This is a genomic window from Imbroritus primus (assembly GCF_964332355.1).
Lineage (GTDB): Bacteria > Pseudomonadota > Gammaproteobacteria > Burkholderiales > Burkholderiaceae > Imbroritus > Imbroritus primus.
The window spans coordinates 3,111,328-3,135,097 of the sequence record NZ_OZ201293.1 but is presented as its reverse complement, the minus strand read 5'-3'; the positions used below and the strand labels follow the sequence as shown (position 1 = coordinate 3,135,097).

The 23,770-nt window shown below is 66.5% G+C and carries 21 protein-coding genes; 10 read left to right on the top strand and 11 right to left on the bottom strand.

Features of this window, described 5'->3' with window-relative positions:
* Positions 1-2: 2 nt before the first annotated feature.
* The 3 genes from ACQ3C8_RS14475 to ACQ3C8_RS14465 form a co-directional block, all read right to left on the bottom strand.
* Positions 3-980, bottom strand: a complete 978-nt coding sequence (locus tag ACQ3C8_RS14475) for a Bug family tripartite tricarboxylate transporter substrate binding protein (protein ID WP_428851936.1) — start codon at positions 978-980, stop codon at positions 3-5.
* A 186-nt stretch (positions 981-1,166) separates the two neighbouring features.
* Positions 1,167-2,042, bottom strand: a complete 876-nt coding sequence (locus ACQ3C8_RS14470) for an FAS1-like dehydratase domain-containing protein (RefSeq protein ID WP_428851935.1) — start codon at positions 2,040-2,042, stop codon at positions 1,167-1,169.
* Positions 2,039-3,229: a CaiB/BaiF CoA transferase family protein gene (locus ACQ3C8_RS14465; protein WP_428851934.1), complete on the bottom strand. Its 1,191-nt coding sequence runs from the start codon at positions 3,227-3,229 to the stop codon at positions 2,039-2,041. Before ACQ3C8_RS14465 ends, ACQ3C8_RS14470 begins: the two co-directional genes overlap by 4 nt.
* Positions 3,230-3,355: 126 nt before the next feature.
* Here ACQ3C8_RS14465 and ACQ3C8_RS14460 point away from each other — a divergent pair, with 126 nt between their 5' ends.
* The gene (locus ACQ3C8_RS14460) at positions 3,356-4,249 is read left to right on the top strand and encodes a LysR family transcriptional regulator (protein WP_428851933.1); all 894 of its coding nucleotides are present in this window, start codon (positions 3,356-3,358) and stop codon (positions 4,247-4,249) included.
* 22 nt (positions 4,250-4,271) lie between these two features.
* Here ACQ3C8_RS14460 and ACQ3C8_RS14455 read toward each other — a convergent pair whose 3' ends face one another.
* Entirely contained in the window at positions 4,272-5,171 is a 900-nt protein-coding gene (locus ACQ3C8_RS14455; protein WP_428851932.1) for a LysR substrate-binding domain-containing protein, read from the bottom strand.
* Positions 5,172-5,410: 239 nt separating this feature from the next.
* On the opposite strand from ACQ3C8_RS14455, the gene ACQ3C8_RS14450 reads away from it, so the two are divergent.
* The 6 genes from ACQ3C8_RS14450 (at position 5,411) to ACQ3C8_RS14425 (ending at position 11,239) form a co-directional block, all read left to right on the top strand.
* A complete protein-coding gene (locus ACQ3C8_RS14450) occupies positions 5,411-6,418 on the top strand; it encodes an ornithine cyclodeaminase family protein (RefSeq protein ID WP_428851931.1) in 1,008 nt (335 codons plus the stop codon).
* Positions 6,415-7,248: a phosphate/phosphite/phosphonate ABC transporter substrate-binding protein gene (locus ACQ3C8_RS14445; RefSeq protein WP_428851930.1), complete on the top strand. Its 834-nt coding sequence runs from the start codon at positions 6,415-6,417 to the stop codon at positions 7,246-7,248. The genes ACQ3C8_RS14450 and ACQ3C8_RS14445 overlap by 4 nt, the downstream gene beginning before the upstream one ends.
* Positions 7,245-8,468 carry a CaiB/BaiF CoA transferase family protein gene (locus ACQ3C8_RS14440; RefSeq protein WP_428851929.1) on the top strand — a complete coding sequence of 408 codons (1,224 nt, stop codon included), beginning with the start codon at positions 7,245-7,247 and terminating at the stop codon, positions 8,466-8,468. The genes ACQ3C8_RS14445 and ACQ3C8_RS14440 overlap by 4 nt, the downstream gene beginning before the upstream one ends.
* Positions 8,468-9,658, top strand: coding sequence for an acyl-CoA dehydrogenase family protein (locus ACQ3C8_RS14435; RefSeq protein ID WP_428851928.1), 1,191 nt, complete (start codon positions 8,468-8,470; stop codon positions 9,656-9,658). The genes ACQ3C8_RS14440 and ACQ3C8_RS14435 overlap by 1 nt, the downstream gene beginning before the upstream one ends.
* 58 nt (positions 9,659-9,716) lie before the next feature.
* Entirely contained in the window at positions 9,717-10,721 is a 1,005-nt protein-coding gene (locus ACQ3C8_RS14430; protein WP_428851927.1) for a Bug family tripartite tricarboxylate transporter substrate binding protein, read from the top strand.
* Positions 10,722-10,822: 101 nt separating this feature from the next.
* Positions 10,823-11,239, top strand: coding sequence for a hypothetical protein (locus ACQ3C8_RS14425; protein WP_428851926.1), 417 nt, complete (start codon positions 10,823-10,825; stop codon positions 11,237-11,239).
* Positions 11,240-11,348: 109 nt separating this feature from the next.
* Here ACQ3C8_RS14425 and hutG read toward each other — a convergent pair whose 3' ends face one another.
* The 6 genes from hutG to hutC all read right to left on the bottom strand — a co-directional run bounded on the left by hutG (position 11,349) and on the right by hutC (position 18,391).
* Positions 11,349-12,158 (bottom strand): N-formylglutamate deformylase, encoded by an 810-nt coding sequence (gene hutG, locus ACQ3C8_RS14420; protein WP_428851925.1) that lies wholly within the window; start codon positions 12,156-12,158, stop codon positions 11,349-11,351.
* 85 nt (positions 12,159-12,243) lie between these two features.
* Positions 12,244-13,632: a formimidoylglutamate deiminase gene (locus tag ACQ3C8_RS14415; RefSeq protein ID WP_428851924.1), complete on the bottom strand. Its 1,389-nt coding sequence runs from the start codon at positions 13,630-13,632 to the stop codon at positions 12,244-12,246.
* Positions 13,629-14,873 carry an imidazolonepropionase gene (gene hutI, locus ACQ3C8_RS14410; protein ID WP_428851923.1) on the bottom strand — a complete coding sequence of 415 codons (1,245 nt, stop codon included), beginning with the start codon at positions 14,871-14,873 and terminating at the stop codon, positions 13,629-13,631. Before hutI ends, ACQ3C8_RS14415 begins: the two co-directional genes overlap by 4 nt.
* 22 nt (positions 14,874-14,895) lie before the next feature.
* A complete protein-coding gene (locus tag ACQ3C8_RS14405) occupies positions 14,896-15,513 on the bottom strand; it encodes a HutD/Ves family protein (protein ID WP_428851922.1) in 618 nt (205 codons plus the stop codon).
* Positions 15,468-17,165, bottom strand: a complete 1,698-nt coding sequence (gene hutU / locus ACQ3C8_RS14400; protein ID WP_428851921.1) for a urocanate hydratase — start codon at positions 17,163-17,165, stop codon at positions 15,468-15,470. Before hutU ends, ACQ3C8_RS14405 begins: the two co-directional genes overlap by 46 nt.
* 470 nt (positions 17,166-17,635) lie before the next feature.
* Positions 17,636-18,391 (bottom strand): histidine utilization repressor, encoded by a 756-nt coding sequence (gene hutC / locus ACQ3C8_RS14395; RefSeq protein ID WP_428851920.1) that lies wholly within the window; start codon positions 18,389-18,391, stop codon positions 17,636-17,638.
* Positions 18,392-18,906: 515 nt separating this feature from the next.
* On the opposite strand from hutC, the gene ACQ3C8_RS14390 reads away from it, so the two are divergent.
* Positions 18,907-19,350, top strand: a complete 444-nt coding sequence (locus ACQ3C8_RS14390; protein ID WP_009522840.1) for a GNAT family N-acetyltransferase — start codon at positions 18,907-18,909, stop codon at positions 19,348-19,350.
* 118 nt (positions 19,351-19,468) lie between these two features.
* The gene (locus ACQ3C8_RS14385; RefSeq protein WP_428851919.1) at positions 19,469-21,904 is read left to right on the top strand and encodes an AsmA family protein; all 2,436 of its coding nucleotides are present in this window, start codon (positions 19,469-19,471) and stop codon (positions 21,902-21,904) included.
* A gap of 75 nt (positions 21,905-21,979) precedes the next feature.
* Here the strand turns inward: ACQ3C8_RS14385 and ACQ3C8_RS14380 are convergent, their stop codons facing one another.
* Positions 21,980-23,131, bottom strand: coding sequence for an HD-GYP domain-containing protein (locus tag ACQ3C8_RS14380; protein WP_428851918.1), 1,152 nt, complete (start codon positions 23,129-23,131; stop codon positions 21,980-21,982).
* Between the two features lie 145 nt (positions 23,132-23,276).
* Here ACQ3C8_RS14380 and ACQ3C8_RS14375 point away from each other — a divergent pair, with 145 nt between their 5' ends.
* Positions 23,277-23,756, top strand: coding sequence for a GreA/GreB family elongation factor (locus ACQ3C8_RS14375; protein WP_428853095.1), 480 nt, complete (start codon positions 23,277-23,279; stop codon positions 23,754-23,756).
* Positions 23,757-23,770 lie beyond the last annotated feature (14 nt).

Here is a 23,770-nt window from a genome sequence, read left to right as displayed (position 1 = left end):
GGTCATTTGGCGTTCGCATCCAGGACGATGTGCGATTTCTGGGCGATGTCCTTGTAGGCTGCAATCTGCTGGTCGCCAAACTTCTTCACTTCCTCGGGCGTCATCAGCTTGGTCGTGATGTGGTGCTTGCGGAGGTTCTCCTTCACATCCGGCAGTTCCAGCACCGCGTTGATCTCCTTGTTCAGCCGCTGGACGATCTGCGGGCTCAACCCTGCCGGGGCATAGAACGCATACCACGGACCGACATCGAAGCCGCTCATGCCAAGTTCGTTCAGGCTCGGGACGTCCGGCATGGTCGGCAGGCGGTTCAGCGAGGTGACCGCGAGGGCGCGCAAGCGCCCATTCTCGATATGCGGCGCAATCGAGCTGGCGTTGCCGAACACGGTCGACACTTCGTTGCTGATCGTCGCGGTGTAGGCCGGGACGCCCCCCTTGTAGGCCACGTGCTGCATATTGACCTGGGCGGCGTCCTTGAACTTCTCGCCCGCGATATGCGTCGACGTGCCGGTCCCTGCCGTCGCGTACGGCAGGCGGCCGCGCGCCTTGGCGGCGGCGATCAGTTCATCCACCGTCTTGGCCGGAAAGGTCGGGTTGACGGCCAGCACATTGGCGCTGTAACCCACGAAGGCGATGGGCACGAAATCCTTCTGGATATCGTATGGCAGCGACTTGAACACCGCCGCGTGAATCGCATTGGTCGAGCTTCCGCCCACGCACAAGGTATAGCCGTCGTTCTTCGCATCGGCGCAGGCACGCGAGCCGATGCGTCCATCCGCGCCCGGCCGGGAATCGATCAGGAAACGCCAGCCCAGGCGTTCCTGGAGCTTGTTGCCGACCAGGCGGCTCACCATGTCGAAGGTGGCGCCGGGGGCAAAGCCGTTGATGATGGTGATCGACTTGGTCGGGTAGTTCTGCTGCGCATGCAGCGTACCGGCCATGGCCAGACACACTGCACCGGTGACGAGACTCAGCTTTTTCATACCAGCTCCTTGATGTGGAAATGACGTCCCTGCCGGGATCTTTTCTATGTCATGCACGCTGCTGTGAATGACGATTCCGATGTCGTCGGGTTGTGCATGGCGGGGGTGGGTTCGGCAGTGCCTCGAGGCACTCGGGGAGCCTGCCGGGAACGAACGGCAACGTTCGCGTGGATACGGGCAGCGTCTTCATGCGCTTTGAAACACCGTCTCGGCCTGCATCGACACCGTGCCGTCCGGCTGCGCAGTCCACAGCGTCATGCCGTCGCCGCTGGGCGCTGCATTGATGGTCAGCGGCGTGCCGAGGAGATTGGGCTGCACGCCACGGTAACGGAACTGGCGTAGCGGCCGCGTGCCCAGCCGCGTGGCCAGGTCGGCCAGCAGCGTGGCCTGCAGCGGACCGTGCACGACCAGGTTCGAATAGCCTTCGACATTGCGGCAATAATCCACGTCGTAATGGATGCGGTGGCCGTTGAAAGTCAGCGCCGAGTAGCGGAACAGCATTGTCGAGGTGGCCTCGAAGCGCTCGCTGTGGCTCGGTGTCGGCATCTCGGCCACCGTCGCGCGCGCCGTGCCGGGCGGCGCCGGCTGGCGGTAGACGATGTCGTGATCTTCGGTGATGGCCACCGTGTCGCCATCGAGAATGTCGTGGCGCACGGTGACGAAGACCAGATTGCCGCTACGGCCGCGCTTGTGCTCCACGGAGGTCACGGTGGAGCGCTTGCGCACCGTTCTCCCGAGCGCCACCGGGGCATGGAATTCGAGCCGGCCACCGGCCCACATGCGGTTTTCCAGCGGCACCGGCGGCAGGAAGCCGCCGCGCGCAGGATGGCCGTCGCGACCGAGTTCGGCGGGCGGCAGGCCCTCCAGAAAATAGAGCCAGTGCCACAGCGGTGGCAGCGGCGTGCCTACCGTGAATTGCGTCTGCGGCAGGCCGAGCGTGGCCGCCATCAACCGTGCATGGCGGACCGAGAGCGTGTCTTCGCTCACCGATTCGCGGCCGATCCAGGTGCGCAGGTAGTCCAGGTCGATGGCGTGGCCCTCTGCGGGTTGCGCGCGGCTCACGGCGACACCTCGTGGCCTGCGGGCAGGAATTCGGCACGCACGGCCGCGCCATGCTCGTTCAGGGCCGGCGCGGCAGCGAACCGTCCGCTATCCCAAGGCGCACGCACCGGCGGCGCAATCAGGTCGAGCGTCCGGTCGCCCACCGTCATGGGCCATTTGCGCAGCGCCGGATGCTCCCCCAGTTCGGCCACCGAGCGCACCTGCCCGTAGGCCGTGTTCGCGGCCTCCAGGCGCTCCAGCGCCTCGGCCAGATCCAGTTCGCCGAACCGTCCGGCAAGGAGCGCATCCAGTGCAGGCCGATGCTGCACGCGCTGGTAATTGCTGGAGAAGCGTTCGTCGTGTGCCGCCGCTTCCTGTTGCAGAAAGGTCGTGCAGAAATTGCGCCATTCGCGCTCGTTCTGGATGCTGATCACCACGCTGCTGCCGTCGCGCGTGGTGTATGCGCCATAGGGCGCGATCGAGGGATGTTGCAGTCCCTGGCGCGTCGGTGCGCCGCTGCCGTAGCGTTCGTGGACGTAGGGTACCGTCATCCAGTCGGCGGCTCCGTCGAACAGGGAAACGGAAACGCCGCAACCGGCGCCGGTACGCTCGCGTGATGCGAGGGCAGAGAGGATGCCGATGGCCGCGTTGAGGCCCGCGCCGATATCGCAGATCGACACGCCGATGCGTCCGCACGCCTCCGGTGTGCCGGTGATGCCCGCCAGGCCGCTTTCGCACTGCACCAGCAGGTCGTAGGCCTTGAGCGTGCTGGCCGGGCCGCTGGTGCCGTAACCGGTGATGTCGCAGGTGATGAGACGCGGATGACGGGTGCGCAGCGTTTCACTGTCCAGGCCGACGCGCGCCAGCGCGCCGGGCGCAAGGTTCTGCACGAAGACATCGGCTTGCGCCAGCAGGGCCTCGAGCACGGCGCGGTCGGCAGGCTGCTTGAAATCCAGCGTGACCGACTCCTTGCCGCGGTTGGTCCAGACGAAATACGAGGCCTCGCCGTTGGCGGCCCGGTCATAGCCGCGTGCAAAATCGCCTTCGGCGCGCTCGATCTTGATGACCCGTGCGCCCATGTCGGCCAGCCGGCACGTGGCAAGCGGCGCCGCCAGCGCCTGCTCGAGCGTGACGACCAGCACGCCGGCCAGCGGCTTGGGCGTCGGGTCTGCGGGTGAATTGGGGTTTGACAAAGTATCGTGGTCCATGGGGCGAGTGTCTGTCTGATGCCGGTACGGAACAAGCGATATCTGGCAAACTGTGATTTTGTTAAATACAAAATCAGTGGCCCACACGGACTGTGCGATGGTCCGGCCCGGGACGGAGTCCGACCCATGCACTACGACCTGACCGATCTGAAGGTTTTCCTGGCGGTGGCGGAAGCGCGGAGCCTGTCGCGCGGAGCGGCCCGCTGTTATCTGTCGCCGTCCTCGGTGAGCCTGCGCATCAAGGGACTCGAGGAAACGATCGGCGCGCCCTTGCTGCGGCGGCGCGCGCACGGCGTCGAACTGACGCATGCCGGCGCGGTGATGGTCGAGCATGTGCGCCGCTGCCTCGCGCAGCTCGAGCAGATGCACGCTGACCTGCTGCCCTTCGCGCGCGGCATCAAGGGCCACATCACGCTGTTCGCCAACAACAATGCCATCAGCAGCCACCTCCCGGCCGACCTGGCGCGGTTCTTTGCACGCCATGCGGCGGTACGCATCACGCTCGAGGAACGGCCCAGCCTGGATATCGTGGCGGCCGTCGTCGCGGGACGGGCCGATCTCGGCGTGATCGCCGTGGAGCAGCCGCATCCGGAACTGCGCTATCTGCCCTACCGGGAGGACGAGCTGGTGCTGCTGGTGCCACTGTCCAATCCGCTCGCGGCGCTCCGCCACTGCAACTTCAGTGTCTGCCTGAGCGAGCCGTTCGTCAGCCTGCAATCGGGCATGGCGCTGCACACCTTCCTGGCCAATCACGCGGCCGCGCTCGGCGGCAAGCTCGATGTGCGCGTGCAGGTGTCGGGCTACCGCGCCATTGCGCAACTGGTCGCTTCCGGCGCCGGCATCGGCGTGGTGCCGCGTTCCGCGCTCGAGCAGGCCGACCGGCAGCATCTGGCCGTGCTCGATCTCGACGAACCCTGGGCCATGCGCCACCTGCAGATCTGCCTGCGCGAGCAGTCCCTGGGCAGCCCGTTCGTCGCCCAACTGATCGACACGCTGTGCGAGAACGCGCCGGGCGCGTAACGGCCGCCCGGGCAGGGGCGCATTACTTCTGCGCGTCCGGCGCAATCACCGTCATCAGCATTTCCACGAACTCCTGCGCCAGCCGCGACAGCGCCTCCGTCTGCAGGTGAAAGATCTGCACCGAGGCATTGACCTTGGTGCGCACGGGCACCGCCACGCAGCCGTCGCGCGGCTCGCCGAACACCGTCATCGCATCGACCAGCGCGATGCCCGCGCCCACCTGGGCCATGGCACGGGCGATCTGCGCCTGGTCCACTTCCATCTGCATCTCGGGCGGTTCGTCGAGGCTCGCGAAGATCTCGTGGATCAGCAGGCCGAAGGGCACGTTCTGCCGGTAGCCGATCAGCACCTCGCTCGCCAGCTCGGCCGGCCGTACCCACGCCCGCGTGCTGAGCCGGTGGCCTTCCGGAATGAGCGCGACGATCGGATTTTTCACCAGCAGCTGCGAGGTCAGGTTGGGATGCACGATAGGCATATTGGACACGGCCAGATCGACCTGCCCGGACAGCAGTGCTTGCAGCATATTGGTGGGGATCTGCGAGCGCACCACCACGCGTACCGCCGGATGCGCCGCTCGGAACTGGGCGATGGCGCGCGGCAGCGCCGTCTGTCCGAGATTCGGGCTGCACGAGATGCGCAGGCTGCCGGTGCGGTTGGCGGCCAGATCGTCGGCGACCTCGTTCACGCGTTCGACGCCTTCGTACACCACATTCACTTCACTCAGCAGGCGGCGCGCCTCGGGCGTGGGATAGAGGCGGCCCTTGGTGCGCAGGAACAGCTCGAAGCCGAGACGCTGTTCGGTGTGCGCGATCAGGCGGCTGATGGCAGGCTGCGAGACATACAGCAGCTTGGAGGCGCCGACCACCGAACCGGTCAGCATCACCGCGCGGAACACCTCGATCTGGCGGAGATTCAGTTTCACGGGATTAACACCATGTTAAGACATGCATACATATAAGCATATGACAGTTAATCCGACAATATCTACACTGCTTTCATCGATGGCATGACGGATGCCCGTCGCAGCTGCCGCGCCCCGCGGTACATACGCTGCGGCACAGCGGATCCGCCATGCAGGCTGCAGCAACGGGACGGCGCAAGCCGGTCAGGCTGATGCCGCAAGCGCGGCATGCGGCACTTCTCTCAGTGTGGAACGCGACAATGAACGACCTCAACCTCAATCTCACCTACATCAACGGCAAGGACATCGCCAAGCTGGCCATGACCGATGCGGAAATCCTCGACGCCGTGGAGCAGGGCCTGCTGGCGCAAGGCAATGGCCAGACCACCATCGAGCCGCGTGTCCACCTGTGCCCGGATCCGGCGTTCAACGGTCACTTCAACGTGCTGCGCGGCTATGTCGCACCGCTGAATCTCGCTGGCGTGAAGATCGTGGGTGACTTTGTGGACAACTACAAGGTCGGCCTGCCGTCCGAGCTGGCCATGCTGAATCTCTTTAATCCGCGTACCGGCGTACCGATCGCCATGATCGACGCCACCTTCATCACCGACGCCCGTACTGGCGCGGTGACCGCACTCGGCGCCAAGCATCTGGCGCGCCGCAACAGCAAGGTGCTGGGCCACATCGGTGCACGTGGCACGTCGTACTGGAACGTGCGCCTGCTCAACAGCATCTACGACTTCGACGAGATCCGCGTGCACTCGCGCCGTCCGGAAAGCCGCAATGCCTTTGCCGAGCGCCTGGAGCGCGACCTGGGCAAGAAAATCGTGGTGACGGAAGATTGGGAATCGTGCGTGCGCGATGCCGATATCGTGGTCGAAGCTTCGCGTCTCGAGCGCCCGACCCCGCTGCTCAAGACCGAATGGATCAAGCCGGGCGCCTTCGTCGTGCCGTACGGCACCATGAGCGCGGTCGAGCTGTCGCTCACCGACATCATGACCAAGCTGGTGGTCGACGACTGGGGCCAGTGCAAGGGCGGCATCCTCGGTTCGCTGCGAGCGCACGTCGAGGCCGGCAAGCTGTCGGAGCAGACCCTGCACGCCGAACTCGGCGAAATCATCGCTGGCAAGAAGCCGGGCCGTGAAAGCGACGACGAGACCAACCTGTTCTGGCACCGCGGCCTGTCGCTGAGCGATATCGCCCTCGGCCACGCCATCCTGAAGAAGGCCGAGCGCATGGGTCTCGGTCAGCAACTGGTCTACGCATGATCTCCAACGCCCGCATGTACGCCGTCACGCCGCCGCTCGCGGCGGCCTGGCGCGCGTTGTTCGAACGCGTGGCACAGCGCGCCGGCGTTGCGCTCGAGTATGTCGAGCACACCGCGCCGGCGCCGATCAGCGCGCTGTGGGCACGGCCCGACTGCGGCTGCGTGTTCATGTGCGGCTATCCCTACGCCTGCGATCCGGCAGGCCGGCAACTGCTGGCCGCGCCGGTACCCGCCGGGGCGCGCTACGGCAACCGCCCGGTGTACCACTCGGAATTCATCGTGCGTGCCGATGCGTCCGCACAAGCCCTGGCCGACACGTTCGGCGGGCGGCTGGCCTGCATGCTGCCCGAGTCGAACTCGGGCTACAACGCGCCGCGCCACTATCTGATGAGCAGCGCACCGGCGGGTGCGCACGCGGTCTACCGGCCAACCGCGCAGCCGACCCCAACCCCGCGCGAAACCATCGATGCCGTGCTGAATGGCCAGGCAGAAGTCGGCGTGGTCGATAGCTACGTACTGGACCTGTTCCGCCAGCATGCGCCTGAACTGATGACCCAGGTAAAGACGCTGGCCGTGACGCCCGCCGCGCCGATTCCGCCGGTCTTGGCATCGCGGGATGCCGATCCGGCGCAGTGCGAGCGTATCCGTGCCGCACTGTTGACGATCCATGAAGATGCCGAGGGCGCAGCCCTGCTGGCGACGCTCGGCCTCGCGCGTTTCGCCGCCGTGCAATCCGACGATTACGTGTCGCTGGTCCGGCTCGCGCAAGCTGCGGATGCCGCCGGCTTTGCGCTGACCGACGCCACGCTGTCCACGCAGGTGCCGGCATGACGATATCGACGACATCGACGATCGCAGCGGACGCCGCCGATGCCATGCCGCCGCTGCATGGCCTGAAGGTGCTCGATTTCACGCGCGTGCTGGCCGGACCGTTCTGCACGGCCATGCTGGCGGACGCCGGCGCGGAGGTGATCAAGGTCGAACCGTTCGAAGGCGACGACTACCGGCAGATGGGTTTGCAGGTGGAGGGGCACAGTGCCAACTTTGCCTTCGTCAATCGCGGCAAGCGCAGCGTGCGGCTCAACCTCAAGCAGGCCGGCGCGCGCGACGTGATCGCGCGCCTCGCCGGCTGGGCCGACGTGGTCATCGAGAACTTCAAGCCGGGCGTGGCCGACCGGCTCGGCATCGGCTACGGCGCGCTGTCGGCGCTCAATCCCGGCCTCGTGTATTGCAGCATCTCCGGTTTCGGCCAGAGTGGCCCGTGGGCCGAACAGCCGGCCTACGACACGGTGATCCAGGCGCTGTCCGGCCTGATGGACGTGACCGGCGACCCGGAGGGCGCGCCGACCCTCGTCGGCGAATCGGTGGCCGATGTGGCCGCCGGCATGTTCGCCTCGTGGGGCGTGATGGCGGCCCTGTGGCAGCGCGAGCGCACCGGGCGCGGACGCTATCTCGACGTGGCGATGTACGACTGCCTGCTGAGCATGATGCCGACGCTGGTGTCGCGGGTCATGGCCGGTGCCACCGCCGTGCGGCAGGGTAATCGCCATGCCAATTCCGCACCGTTCGGCGCGTTCCGCGCAGCCGATGGATTGTTCGTGCTCGCGGTCGCCAACAACCGGTTGTTCGCCAAGCTCGCCGAGGCGCTCGGCCAGCCGGCGCTGGCAAGCGCCCCGGAATTCGCCACCAACCAGGACCGCAAGCGCCAGGAAGCTGCGCTCGCCCGCCTGATCGAAGACTGGGCAGCGGCCCTGCCGGTTCAGGAAGCCGTGCGACGCCTGACCGAGGCCGGCGTGCCGGCCGCACCCGTGCTGTCGGTGGCGGCCACGGTTGCCAGCGACAACGCGCAGGCACGCGGCCTCGTGGTGCGCCAGCAGCCGGCCAGCGGCCCGGCCATGTGCCATGTGGAGCAGCCCGTCCGCTTCGACGCCATGCCGCGCGGGCAGACAGCTGCCGCCCCGGCGCTCGGCGCCGATACGCTGGCGGTCCTGGAGGCGCTCGGCTTCGATGCCGGGGCCATCAACACAATGCAGCAACAAGGAGTGATCTGATGCACGCAGATTCGCAAGCGAGCGTGTCGCATGTCGATGAAGAAAGCTTCGCGCAGATGATGGACGCCATCGAGCGTTTCGTGCGTGAAGACCTGATCCCGCGCGAACAGGAGGTGGAGGACACCGACCGCGTGCCGGACGAAATCATCGAGGCGATGAAGGCGCAGGGTTTCTTCGGCCTGTCGATCGCGCCGGAATTCGGCGGCAGCGGCTTGAGCGCCGAACAGCAGGCGCGTTTCCAGATGGCCATCAGCCTCAGTTCGCCGGCTTTCCGCTATGTCTACAGCTCGAACCTGGGCATCGGTTCTCGCGCCATCTCGCTGGATGGCACGCCGGAACAGAAGGCCGAGTTCCTGCCGCGCCTCGCCAGCGGCGAGTTGATCGGCGCGTTCGCGCTCACTGAGCCGAGCGCCGGCTCGGATGCCGGCAGCCTGAAGACGCGCGCGGACCGCGATGGCGATCATTACGTGCTGAACGGCACCAAGCGTTTCATCACGAATGCACCGCGGGCGGACGTCTTCACCGTGATGGCGCGTACCGACCAGTCCAAACCTGGTGCATCGGGCGTCAGCGCCTTCATCGTCGACCGCAATACGCCAGGCCTGACGGTGGGCAAGCCGGAAAAGAAGATGGGTCATCGCGGCTCGCAGATCGCCGACGTGATCTTCGAGAACGTGCGTGTGCCGGCCGAGCGCCTGATCGGCGGCGAGGAAGGGCGTGGTTTCCGCACCGCCATGAAGACGCTCGATCACGGCCGCATCAATATCGCGGCGATGGGCGTCGGCATGGCCCAGCGCTTGCTTGATGAAGCCGTGGCGTATGCCGGCGAACGCCAGCAGTTTGGCAAGGCGATCATCGACTTTCAGTTGATCCAGGGGATGCTCGCGGATTCGGAAACCGAGATCCAGGCAGCACGCGCCATGACCCTGGCGGCCGCGCGCCAGCTCGACCTGACGCGCACGGCGGTGAAAGAAGCTGCCGCGGCGAAATACTTCGCCTCAGAAATGCTGTGCCGGGTGGCGGACCGGGTAGTGCAGGTGTTCGGCGGCGCTGGCTACGTCGCGGATTATCCAATCGAACGCATGTACCGCGATGCCCGCCTGCTGCGCCTTTACGAAGGCACCAGCCAGATCCTGCAGATCGTGATCGCGCGTGCGATCGGCAGCGAACGGGGTATCCGCGTCGCGTGAACTTGCTGCGGCACGGACCTCGCCGGTCCGCGTCGTGCACCAACCAGAGGAAATTACAATGAAGCTTGCTGCCCAATCACTTCTTCAGCGCCTCGTTCGAGGCAGTCGCACCAGCTGGCTGGCTGCCGGCCTCGCGTGCATGCTGGCCGCGCCTGCCTTTGCGCAGACCTTCCCGAACAAGCCGATCCGCCTGGTGGTGCCGTTCGCCGCCGGCGGTCCGGCCGACGTGCTCGGCCGCGTGGTCGGCGAAAGCATGGGCCGCTCGCTCGGCCAGAGCATCCTGGTCGACAACAAGGCGGGTGCTGCAGGTACCATCGGTGTCGATTCGGTGGCCAAGTCCGCGCCCGATGGCTACACCATTGCGCTGGTGCCGGTCGGCAACATCGCGGTGAACCCGTCGCTGATGCCCAGCCTGCCGTACAAGCAGTCGGACCTCGCGCCGATCGCCATGCTTGCGACCGCGGAAAACGTGCTGGTGGTCAACGCCAGCGTGCCGGCGAAGAATCTCGCCGACCTGCTCAAGCTCGCCAACCAGAAGGCCGGCCAACTGACGTTTGCCTCGCCGGGTGCCGGCAGCCAGGCGCACCTCGCGGGCGAACTGCTGCAGCTCGAAGCCAACGTCAAGATGATCCACGTGCCGTACCGCGGCGTGAGCCCCGCCATGACCGACCTCGTGGGCGGCCAGGTCACCATGATGATCGCGCAGGTGCAGTCCGCGTTGCCGTACATCAAGTCCGGCAAGCTGCACGCCATCGGCGTCGCCAGCCCGAAGCGCTCGCCGCTGCTGCCGGACGTGCCGACCATCGCCGAACAGGGCTTCCCGAAGTTCGAGGCAATTTCCTGGTATGCCCTGATGGCCCCCGCCAACACGCCGCGCGATGTGGTGCGCAAGCTCAACCAGCATGCCAATACCGCGCTGTCTGAAACCACTGTCAACGAGAAGCTGTCAGGGCTGGGCATGAAAGCCACGGGCGGCACGCCGGAACAGCTGGCCAGCGCCATCCAGAGTGAAAGCGTCCGCTGGAGCGATGTGATCCGCAAGCGCAACATCACTGTCGACTGAGCGCAGCCTTTCGGGGCTGCCTCGCTTGGGCCTGGCAGGGAGGCCGCCGCCATGGACGGTCGGCGTTCGATATTCACATGCTGTACGTGGGCGATTGTCGAATGGACGCAACTGGACTCCCTGCGCGTGCCCGTGGCGGCACTCCCCTGATGCGTCTCAACGACCTGATGTGGGAGGTCCGCAGCGTGACACACGCGGCCGAACAGGCCGCGCGGACCGCCTGCGCACGCGGCGAGGCGCGCTATGACACGGCGCTGGCAGCGACCTTTGATGCGTGGCTCGGCAGCTGGGTGTCGCGCGACCTGCTGGTGTGCTTTTGCGCGGCGCTCGAGCTCGGCATTCATCCCGGTCGGCATCTCGATCGTTGCCTGGAGACTGCCAACGCGCGGCTGACGGCCGACGAGCGCGCGCTTTTCTGGGCCGGCATGCGCCGTCTGCGCGCGCATGGCCTGCACGCCGGTGGTGCGCCCCGACGCGGCCTTGCGCCGGCAGGTGCCGGTTCCGGATATCGTTATTGAAAATCGGCTGTGTGTGCCGGCGTCATGCCGGTGCGCAGGCTTTCAGCGGGTGGCTGGCGCATGTCCTGCGGCCAGCCAATCCCTGTCCCTCTCTATCGTTGCTTTGCTGTCAGGCCTGCCGCGCTGCGCCGACATGTGCCAGCACCGCAGCGAGCATCGCCTTGAGATGCGGCTTGACCTGTGCCGCCAGATCTTCGCGGTAGGCAAACGGATGGGTTTCGTTCATGTACACGCGTTGCGACAGTTCGAGCTGGATGGCATGCACGCCGTCGGATGGCTTGCCGTACTGGCGCGTGATGTAGCCGCCCTTGAAGCGCCCGTTCAGCACTGCCGTGAATGGCGTCGCGGCTTGCGCGATGGCGAGTACCGCATCCGCCAGCGCGGGATCGCAGCTCGTACCGTTGGCTGTGCCGAGGTTGAAGTCCGGCAGCCGGCCCTCGAAGAAGCGTGGCAATTCAGAACGGATTGAGTGCGCATCCCACAGCGCTACGCTCGGGTGCAGCGTGCGCAGGCGCGCCAGTTCCTGCTGCAGCGCGTGGTGATAGGGCGTCCATATGCTGTCGCGTCGCACGGCGATCTCGGCGTCGTCGGGGCCGATGCCGTTCTGGTACAGCGGCGTCTTGTCGAAGGTATCGACGGGGCACAGGCCGGTGGTGTCCTGCCCCGGATACAGGTTGGCGTTGTCGGACGGTCGGTTCAGGTCGATCGCGTAACGCGAGTGCGTCGCCATCAGGATCGATGCGCCCAGCGATTCGGCGAAGTCGTAGAGCAGCGGCAGGTGCCAGTCGGTATCCGGCACGCGCCGCCCTTCGTCGGTCAGCCGCGCTGCCAGGGCATCGGGCACGTGGGTGCCGATGTGCGGCATGGACACCAGCAGCGGTGCGGTGCCCTGTTTCAGGATGAAGGGAGGATGCGCCATGGTTATTGGTCCGTATCGAATGCCGCGGAGACCTCTGCAAAGGGTCGCCACGGCATGGTTTTCATCAGGGCGATGATTCGCTTACCTACGCCTCGTTCAGCAGGGAGGCGCGCGCCGCGATGTAGTCGCGCGCCGCCGTGGCATCGAGCACATGCCGGCCGTGTTGCACCATACGCTTGCCGCCTTGCCAGACCTCGGCGATGGCAGCCGTGCCGCGATGCGAGAACACGTGTGCCGACAGCGCGGCGTCCGGTGCGAGTCCCGCGACATCGGCATTGCTGGCATCGAGGATCATGAAGTCGGCCTGCTGCCCGGTGGCGAGTCCGGCCACGGCCCGCGCGCTGGCCTGCGCGCCGCCGCTCACCGCGGCCTGGTACAGGCGCGTGGCGACCTGCGGAGCACGCTCGCTGGCCAGCACATTGCGTCGCAGGGTCGTGAGCCGTTGTGCATACTCGAGCCAGCGCAACTCTTCACTGACGCTGACGCTGATGTGGCTGTCCGAACCGATGCCCCATGCGCCGCCCGCCGCCAGATAACGCTCGGTCGGGAAGATACCATCGCCCAGATTGGCTTCGGTCGTCGGGCAGATGCCGACGATGGCGCCAGAGGCGGCGGTGCGCGCCAGTTCATCGTCGTCGAGATGCGTGGCATGCACCAGGCACCAGCGCTTGTCGAGCGCGACGTGATCGAGCAGCCACGCAACCGGACGCTGGCCGCTCCATTGCATGCAATCCTGCACTTCCTGCACCTGCTCGGCGATATGGATGTGCACCGGTGCAGCGGCATCGAGCGCGTGGAGCGCCTCGACCGCCAGGCGCAGGCTATCGGGTGGCACGGCGCGCAGCGAATGCGGCGCCAGCCCCAGTTTGCGGCCGGGTACCGTGCATTCCGGTTGCAGGCGTTCCAACAGGGCCACCATGCGGTCCGTCGAATGGATGAAGCGGCGCTGATGCGCGAGCGGCGGCGTGCCGCCGAAGCCGGCGGTCTGGTACAGCACCGGCAGCAGGGTGATGCCGATGCCCGCCGCCTGTGCGGCGGCGAGCAGGCGTAGCGACAGCTCCGCGGCATCGGCATACGGCTTGCCATCGGTGTCGTGATGCACGTAGTGGAATTCGCAGACCGAGGTGTAGCCGGCCTTGAGCATGTCGATATACAACTGCGTGGCGATGGCCTGCAGCGCTTCCGGCGAGATGCGCAGCGCAAAGCGGTACATCTCCGCGCGCCAGCTCCAGAAGCTGTCCTGCGGATTGCCGCGGAATTCCGTCAGGCCGGCAAAGGCACGCTGGAACGCGTGCGAGTGGAGGTTCGGCATGCCTGGCAGCAGCGGACCCGGCGCGCGCGGGACGGCCGCATCAGCCTGCGCGTCGGCCTCGATGCTGCACAAGGTGCCGGCGGCATCCCAGCGCAGCAGCACATCGCGTGCCCAGCCGTCTGGCAGCAGGGCGTCGCTGGCGAACAGTTCACCCGTCGTCATACGTGTGTCTCCCGAGGAAAGATGCACCCCTGCCGCACCACGCAGGCGGCGGGATTGCGGCCGAACCAGTAGGCCAGTTCGGCGGGGCTGGCGACATCCCACAGGACGAAGTCGGCGGCGCGGCCGGCCTCCAGGCGGCCGGCGCGGTCGGCCAGGCCGAGTGCGGTCGCCGCATGGCGTGTCACGCCGGCCAGCACTTCCGGCACGGTCAGGCGGAACAGGGTACAGGCCATGTTCATCATCAACAGCAGCGACGTCGTGGGCGATGTGCCGGGATTGTGGTCGGTCGAGACCGCCATCGGCACCCCGTGGCGGCGCAGCAGGTCGATGGGCGGCACCTTGGTGTCGCGCAGGAAATAGAATGCGCCCGGCAGCAGCACGGCTACGGTGCCCGCAGCCGCCATCGCCACGACGCTGGATTCGTCCAGATGCTCGAGATGGTCGGCGGACAATGCGGTGTAACGCGCGGCCAATGCCGCGCCCTGCAGGTTCGATAGCTGTTCGGCATGCAGCTTCACCGGCAGGCCCAGCGCCTGGGCGGCGCGGAACACGCGTTCGGTCTGCGCGGGCGAAAAGCCGATGGTTTCGCAGAATGCATCCACGGCGTCGACGAGGCCTTCTTCGGCCAGGGCCGGCATCATCGTGTCACACACCAGGTCGATGTATTCATCGGCGCGTCCGGCATACTCGGGCGGCAAGGCATGCGCGCCGAGGAAGGTGGTCGATACGGTCACACCGAATGCCTGGCCCAGCTGCCGCGCCACGCGCAACTGCCGCCGCTCGGCCTCCAGCGACAGGCCATAGCCGGACTTGATCTCGATGGTGGTGACGCCTTCCGCCAGCAGCGGTCGCAGGCGTGCAGCAGCCGTATCGAACAGTTCCTGTTCGCTGGCCGCGCGCGTGAGGCGTACGGTGGAAGCAATGCCGCCGCCGGCGCGCGCGATGTCTTCGTAGTTCGCGCCGGCCAGCCGCATGGCGAATTCATCGGCGCGCTGACCGCCATAGACGAGGTGCGTGTGGCAGTCGATCAGCCCGGGCGTGACCCATGCGCCTGCACCGTCGTGACGTGGCAACGCAGCGTAGTGTGCGGGCAGTGCGGCATGCGCGCCGATCCAGAGGATTCGTCCATCTTCCACCACCAGCGCGGCGTCGCGCACGGCGTGGTCGGGGTCGGCGTCGGGCAGGACATGAAGGTTGTGCCACAGGCCATCGGCACTGGGGGAAGCGGAGCGTCCATGCATATGCAGTCCTCGTTGGTCGTGACTAAGGTGTCGCCATGCGCGACAGGCAGATCGCCACGAGCGCGGCATCCGCCGACGTATCCGGCACCAGTTCGTGCGCGCCGCAGACGTGGGTCCACAGTGCACCTTCACCCGCCTGCAAGCCATGTGGCGCCCAGCGGCCGCGAAGCGCCAGCAGCATCAGAGCATCGCACGCGGGCAGGCGCCCTGCACGCCGGAGTACATGTATGTCGGCGCGCATCCGGCCCCGTCGCGTCATCACGTTCAGGTCATGCGTCACGCCGCCCAGCAGGGTGGCCGCGAGCGCTGCGCCGCCATCGAAGGCGAACGGCGCGAGCGGCACATCGAGGCGATGATCGATTCCCTGTCCATGCAGGTGTACGCCATCGCCTTCGAGCAGCATGATCTGCCGGTCGATACCGGCGAAGCACGAGAAGGGGCCGGACGAGGCAATCTCCGCCACGCTGATGCGCCAGAGGAAATCGTCCATGCCGGCGCCGGCCGGCATCGCGGCAATCTCGCGTGTCACACCGCCGCCGTTTTTCCACGGCTGCGGTGTCAGGCTGGCGAGTGTGAAGCGTCGGTCAGGCAGGGTCACCGGCCCACCATCGGGAGGTTCAGGCCCTTTTCCTTGGCGCATGCGATGGCGATATCGTAGCCTGCGTCGGCATGGCGCATCACGCCCGTGCCCGGATCGTTCCACAGCACGCGCTCGAGGCGCTTGGCGGCTTCATCGGTACCGTCCGCGACGATGACCACGCCCGAGTGCTGCGAGAAGCCCATGCCCACGCCGCCACCGTGGTGCAGGCTGACCCAGGTCGCGCCGCCGGCGGTGTTCAGCATGGCGTTGAGCAGCGGCCAGTCGGACACGGCGTCCGAGCCATCGCGCATGGCTTCGGTCTCGCGGTTCGGCGAGGCCACCGAGCCGCAGTCGAGGTGGTCGCGGCCGATCACCACCGGCGCTTTCAGCTCGCCCTTGCGGACCATTTCGTTGAAGGCCAGGCCGGCGCGGTGGCGCTCATCGAGGCCCACCCAGCAGATGCGCGCCGGCAGGCCCTGGAAGGCGATGCGCTCGCGCGCCATGTCGAGCCAGCGGTGCAGCGGCTTGTCCTCGGGGAACAGCTCCTTCATCTTCTGGTCGGTCTTGTAGATGTCTTCCGGATCGCCCGACAGCGCGACCCAGCGGAACGGACCCTTGCCACGGCAGAACAGCGGGCGGATATAGGCCGGCACGAAACCGGGGAAATCAAAGGCGTTCTGCACGCCTTCCTCGAGCGCGACCTGGCGGATGTTGTTGCCATAGTCGAGCGTCGGGATGCCCATCTGCTGGAAGGCCAGCATGGCGTTCACATGATCGACCACCGACTTGCGTGCAGCCAGTTCGACCGACTTGGGATCGGCCGTGCGCTGCGCTTCCCACTGTTCGACGGTCCAGCCCTTGGGCAGGTAGCCATTGACGAGGTCGTGGGCCGAGGTCTGGTCGGTGACCATGTCCGGACGCATGCCGCCGGCCTGTGCGCGCTTCACCAGTTGCGGTAGCACTTCGGCGGCGTTGCCGAGCAGGCCGACCGAGATGGCTTCGCCCTTGGACGTGGCATCGGCAATCATGGCCAGCGCTTCGTCGATGGTGGTGGCCTTCTTGTCGAGATAGCGCGTGCGGATGCGGAAGTCGATGCGCGATTCCTGGCACTCCACGGCCAGTACGCATGCGCCGGCCAGCACGCCGGCCAGCGGCTGCGCGCCGCCCATGCCGCCGAGGCCGGCGGTCAGGATCCATTTGCCGGTGAGGTCGCCGTTGTAGTGCTGGCGGCCAGCTTCGACAAAGGTTTCGTAGGTGCCCTGCACGATGCCCTGGGTACCGATGTAGATCCACGAGCCGGCCGTCATCTGGCCGTACATCATCAGGCCGGCACGGTCGAGTTCGTTGAACTTGTCCCAGTTGGCCCAGTGCGGCACGAGGTTGGAGTTGGCGATCAGCACGCGCGGGGCGTTCTCGTGCGTCGGGAATACGCCCACCGGCTTGCCCGATTGCACCAGCAGCGATTCGGTCGGCGCGAGGTTGCGCAGTGCGGCGAGGATGGCGTCGAAACATTCCCAGTTACGCGCGGCCTTGCCGATGCCACCGTACACCACCAGGTCTTCCGGGCGCTCGGCCACGTCGGGGTCGAGGTTGTTCTGGATCATACGGTAGGCGGCTTCGATCAGCCAGTTCTTGCAATGCAGCTCGGTGCCTTGCGGGGCGCGGATGACGCGCTTGCCGGTGGCGCTCAGGAATTGTTCATTGGCGTTCATCGGTCAATCTCCTTGGATCGCATGTCGGGCCGGGTGCACGCGCACCCGGCAGAAAAGGTGTCGGAACAAGGGGATGGGCCCGGAAGCCGGAAGGGGAAAACCGGGCGCAAATGATGCTGTATGTTCCTGTATATACAAGTATAGGAGATCAATCCGAAACGCACCAGTGTTTTTGCGCGGAAAGCGTTGTGACCATGCCATAGCCGGCATGGGACGTTCGTCTGCACCGGGCTTGGGGTGAAATGTGCGACCTGTATCCCAGACCGGACGGAAGGCTGCGACGCTGTCGTGCGATCAGGGCGAAGGGGGCTGGCGGAAGGCTAGGCGGTGTTTCGAATAGACGTCATCACGCGTCCAGGGCCGGGGGCGATATGTTGTCGGACCGGAATCCCGCGTGCTCCATCGGCCTGGGCATGTGGCGTGGGTGCGGGCGGGCACCGTTGCCGCGCTGACGGCCACCGGCAGGCCGTTCAGCCAATGGCCGGGTTGCCCTCGACGTGAAAGCGCCCGCCCAGCCGGTAGCGGTTGCCTGGGTGGATGCAGCGCACGAAGGTGACCGGTGTCCCGCTGGTCCAGGTGCGGCGCGTCAGGACGAGGCACGGCTGGGCGGCCGGCATCTCCAGCAGTTGCGCCTGCTCGGGCGTGGCGGCGATGGCATCCACCACGTGCTCCACGAGGTCGTACGGCACGGTGCGCAGCAGGTACTCGCCCGGCTTGGTTTCGTCGAAATGCTGGGCCAGGAAATCGGGCGCGACGCGCGGATTGACGTAGCGGTCCTCGAGCTGCACCGGTAAACCGTTTTCGCGGTGCACGCACACCGAGTGGAAGACCGATTCGCCCGTGCGCAGGTCGAGCGCCGCCGCTACCTCGAGCGGTGCGGCGATGCGTTCGACCGTGACCACGTCGCAGCTGTAGTCGTGGCCGCGCTGGCGGATTTCATCTGGCAGGTTCACCACCGTTAGCAGTGGCGACTGCACTTTTTCCTCGGCCACGAAGGTACCCACGCCCGCCACGCGCACCACGCGGCCCTGCTCGGCAAGCTCGCGCAGCGCGCGGTTGACGGTCATGCGGGAGATGCCGAACAGCGTAACCAGCTCCTGCTCCGAGGGTACCCGGTCGCCGGGTTTCCACTCGCCTTCCTGGATCTTGCGGGCGATATAGTCCTTGACCTGCTGGTACAGGGCGGAGGCGGGTTCCGAGGCAGTCGGGCGCGGCGATACGGGCATGGGCGATGGTCGTGAAGAGTCGGGGCCGGCAGTCCTGCGGCGGGCGCCCGGTCCAGCATGCCAAGGTGCGGAGCGCGCGTCGGGCATACGCGGTGGAGCGGCAATCCGGGCCGGCGGCAGGGCGTCTAGTGCGGGAGTGTACCGCGAAGTGATCGACGTTCAGCAGGCGATCTATACAGCAATGGACAGGGGCGCCAACATCCACGGTGACAGGCCCGTTTGCGAAGTGGCAGGCGTGGCGGCTTCTGGCCGTGGCCACCCAAGCGTGTTGCCATCGCCAGTGGGTGGCTTGCACGCAGCGGCCTAGGCGCTATCGCAGGTACGTGGATGTCGGTCCACACCGACAGTGCGGCCGGCATCGCATCGCAATGCCATGCGGAATTTGAAACACGGGTGCGCTTGTCATTCATCAAATTTAACCTTTACCATTGGGCATCCGAGACGCGCCCGCAGAGGTGCGCCATCACGTCGCCCCAACCAGCCCAGGTCACGGTGCGACGCAGCGGAGACACATCATGGACCCGGTAATCCAACTGCGCATGGCCCAGCCAAGTGACGCAGCCGATATCGCAGCGCTGTTGACGCGTTGCGACCTACCACCCGGCGAAGCATTTTCGCCGGCCAACAGCTTCAAGGTTGCCTTGGTCGATGGCCGGATCGTGGCCTGCGGCGCGGCCGAAACGCTGGGCGAGTCGGTGCTGATTCGCTGCGTGGCGGTCGAGCCGGCCTATCGCAACCGCGGGATCGCCAGCCGCCTGGTGGAATGCTTGCTGATGCGCGCGCGCAGTGCCGGCGCCCGCTCCGTCTATTTGGTGACCGCCACCGCGCCTACCTATTTCTCGCGTTGGGGATTTCTCCTGATTGCCGCCGAACGCGCGCCCGAGGATATTCGGGTGTCTTCGGCTTTCATGCGCGGCGGACAGGCGGCATCCCACTGCATGCGCTGCGAGCTTAACTGAGCCCAGTAGCGTGCGCGTTTAGCTGCGTCGCGGCGACCGGTGTGCGTGGAACCGTCCTGAGGGGCGAGGCACCCATGCAGACGGCGATTTGCCGAGCCGGAATTTTCACACACTGTTTATGAAACTGATCCGTACGGCGGCCTGGACCGCTGCAGGCGTGGCGCTCATGCTCCTGGCGGGCGCGGCGTGGATCGCCGTGACTTTCGATCCGAACGACTACAAAGCCGACCTGGTCGCGCTGGTGGAGGCGCGTACACAGCGTACCCTGCGTATCGACGGCGATCTCAAGCTGTTCTTCTGGCCCAGGCTCGGGGCAGACCTCGGCCGCACTGCGCTGTCCGAGCGGCGGTCCGCTACCCCTTTCCTGTCGGTCGAGCAGGCGCGCGTGTCGCTGGCCATCTGGCCGCTGCTACGGGGGCGCATGGTGGTCGACGAGGTATCACTCGCGGGCGCCAGTGTCACCCTGGCCCGGGACAAGAACGGCCGTTTCAACTTCGACGATCTGCTGTCGCAGTCGTCAGGCGGCGGTAGCGAGTCGGCGCGCGTTGACCTCGATATCGCCGGCATCCGGCTGAAGAATGGCGCGCTGGTATTCAAGGATGCGCTGAGTGGCAACACCGTACAGCTTGGCCAGCTCGATCTCGACACCGGCCGCCTGACCGACGGCGTGCGCACGCCCATCGCCTTGCGCACCCGCGTGAGCAGCGTGCTGCCGGCTGCGGCGCTCGATCTCAACCTCAAGACACAGCTGACATTCGACCGGCAGGCGCAACGCATTGCCCTGCACGGGCTGCATGCGACGGCGGCCGGGAATGCGCTCGATATCCGTGGTGTGGACGCGGCGGTTTCCGGCGACATTGCCCTGTCGTGGGCCGATGGCGCACTGCAGGTGGCCGATCTGGTCGCCAGCGTGAAAGGACAGCAGGGCACGCGGCACTTCGAAGGCAAGCTGTCGGCACCGAAGATCGCGCTCACCGGCGATCTGCTCGAAGGCGATGCGGCGACGTTCACGGCCAAAGTTAACGAAGCCCAGCGCACGCTGGCTGCGGACCTCAAACTGCCGGCCTTTGCACGCGAGGGGCGGCGCTTCCGCTCGGGCGTGGCCGAGCTGGCGCTCGATTTCACTCAGAACAACGGGACCGGCAAGGACACCCTGAAGGCGACCGTGTCAGCGCCGCTCAACGGACAACTGACAGCGGATGGGCGCGGACTGCAGAGTCTTGACATCACCCTGCTGACGCTCAAGGGCAGCGGGACCCTGCAAGGGCAGAACATCGACATGCAGCTGACGTCGCCGCTCGCCGTTGATATGGCGACCCGCGCGCTTTCCATGCCGGCGCTCAAGATGGGCGCGCAGGGCCGTGGCGAGCGCCTGCCTGGCGGCAAGCTGGCTGTCGATCTGGTGGGTGCGCTGCAGGCCGGCCTGCGCACGGAGCAGGTGTCGCTCGACCTGAAAGGGAAGGTCGACACGAGCCAGCTGGCGGCACATGTATCGGTCAAGGACTTCAATGCGCCGCGGTTCAAGTTCGACGCCACAGTGGATACCCTCAACATCGACCAGTACCGTCATGCCAGTACGCCCGCGCTGGGCGACAAGAGCGGGCGGCCGGGCGGCGGCGTGCCGGGGACGCTCGACTTCTCGGCATTGCGAGACCTGCACGGCGAGGGCTCGGTAAAGATTGGCCGCCTGGTGGCCGACGGCTTGACGCTGGCCGCGGTCAGCGCCGATCTGCGCGCAGCGGGCGGCAAGCTCGAGGTTGCGCCATTTTCCGCCGCCGCGTTCGAAGGCAATGTACGCGGGGCGCTGACACTCGACGGGTCGGCCAGCACGCCGGCCATCGCGCTCAAGACGCAGGCCAGCAGCATTGCCATTGCGCCGTTGCTCAAGCATTTTGCGCAATCCGATACGCTGGAAGGGCGCGGCAGCCTCAACCTCGACGTTACGGCGCGCGGTAATACCACGGCGGCGTTGCGCGCCGCTCTCAATGGCGGTGGCGACATCCTGCTGGTGGACGGGGCGATTCGCGGCTTCAACCTGGCAGGCACCCTGCGCGAGGCGCGCGGCATGCTGCAGCAGTTGCGCGGGGAAAAGAGCTATCGCGGCAGCGCGACCGAAAAGACCGACTTCTCGGAGCTGAAGGGGACGTTCACGATCCGCGACGGTGTCCTGCAAAACCGCGATCTCGCGCTCAAGGCGCCCCTGTTGCGCGCCGCCGGTGCCGGCAATGTGGATCTCGCGCACGGCACGCTGGACTACACCACGCGGGCGACGCTGGCGGCGACGTCCAAGGGGCAGGGCGGCAAGGAGGCCAGCGAGCTGCGCGGCTTCACCGTGCCCGTGCGCTTCACCGGGCCACTGTCCGCGCCGCAGTACACCATCGATTTCGCGGGTATGGCCATGGATGCGGCGCGCACCGAGGTTGAAAGCCGCGTGCGCGAGGCGCTGGAGAAGCGGCTCGGCGGGGGTGCGACGGGCGATGCCACGCAGGGCACCCAGCCGAGCAAGCCGGCCGATGTTCTGCGCGAGGGACTGCGTGGCCTGTTCGGTCGTTGAGTTCGGCGCCGGATTCAGGTGCTGAAGTGCGTTGCCGGCGGTTCTGACTTGTGAGCGCCTCAGGGGCGCGGCGCGCTAGTCAGACGCGAGCTCGCGCCACAGCGGCACGATATCGTGCATGCCGATGCGCTCGGGCTCCTCGCATGCCACGATGCGCTCCTGGGCATGCAGCAGGTTCAGGCGGCGGGGCGTCACGCGTTCTTCGGTGGCGGTATCGTAGATGACGCTCACGATGGGCCGGAGCAGGGCATGCTCGTTCTGGTCCAGGACGATCGCCAGATAGCCGGAGTCCAGGCGCACCAGGGTGCCGGCCGGATAGATCCCCACCATGTCGATGAACACGCGCAGCAGCTTGGGATCGAAATGACCGTCCCATTCCGACATGCGGCCCAGCGCCACGGGCGGCGGCCAAGGCTTCTTGTAGGGCCGCTCGGCGGTCAGGGCGTCGTACACGTCGCAGATCGCGGCCATGCGCGCCAGCAAGGGGATCTCGTCACCCTTCAGGCCCAGCGGATAGCCGAGGCCATTCATCTTCTCGTGATGGTGGTGGGCGATGTCCAGGGCGGCCTCCGTCAGCCCGTGCTGCCGCAACATCGTATAACCCCTGTCCGGATGGATTTGCGCCACGGCATATTCTTCGGGCGTCAGCGCGCCGGGCTTGTTCAGGATCTCCAGCGGCACGGCCATCTTGCCGATGTCATGCAGCATGCCGCCCACGCCGGCATCGCGCACCTCCACGGGAGACAGGCCCAGGCGCTGGGCAAAACTGGTCATCAGCGTGCCCACGGCCACGGAGTGCAGATAGGTGTACTCATCTTTCGAACGCAGGCGCACCAGCGTTAGCATTGCCGTGCTGTTGCGCGCCAGCGATTGCGCCACGTTGTCCATGACGGCCGGCAGTTCTTCGTCGAGCTGAAGGTGGCCGACACGCGCGCCGTCGTAGAAGGAACGGACCGCACGCACGGTATGCGTGCGCATGCGGTCGGCGTAGCTGATTTCTTCGCCGAGACTGCGCTGCACTGGCGACGCGGACGGCGGCGGGGATTCTTCCGTGTCCGCGATCCATACCATCCGCACGCCGCTGTTGCGCAGATTGATGGCGTCCTGCGGCGATTCGACAGTGAACCGGGCATGGACGAATGGATGGCGCGACCACGGTACATCCAGTTTTTCCACCCGCATGCCGGGGGCGAGTTGTTCAACGGGGAGACGTCGGAGACCGGGCATGAGGCAGAGCGATCGGACTTGGTATGGGGCAGAGCAGCAATGGTATGCACGGCGGGTGTGTCGCTATCATAGCACCGCACGCGCGCCGGGCTGGCGTGCGTTCCGCTCCTGCTAAGGTGGGGGTAAGCGCGAGCATGGCGTGGCGATGCTGTACATGTCACTTGAAAAGTACGTGCAAACAGTTACGATACGCGGGGTCGGGCCGGACCAATCGTGGGCCCGCTTCTCTGCCATGTATCCTCCTCCCCTGATTTCCAACCGCGAAGCCGCACACCTGCGCGCCACTGCCGACACGCTACGCGGGGAGCGGCGCGGCCGGCTGCTGCGTTTTCTCGACAGTGCGGATATCGTCGATGCGGCAGCAGTACCGCCGGAGGTGATTGCCACGGGGGTGAGTTTTCTGTGCCTCGACACTTCCTGCAATGCACTCGTCCGGCTGATGCTGGTGCCGGAGGGGCAAGCTGATCTGGCTACCGGCCACATTTGCGTGACATCACCGATGGGCCTGCCCTTTCTTGGACGCAGACGAGGCGAAATCGTCACGTGCCCCACGCTGGTCGGCGTAGAAATGGCTTTTGAAATCGTCGAGGTGCCCGCACCGCTCGCCGTCGACAGCGGCAGCTGAGCGCTCGTTCCAGT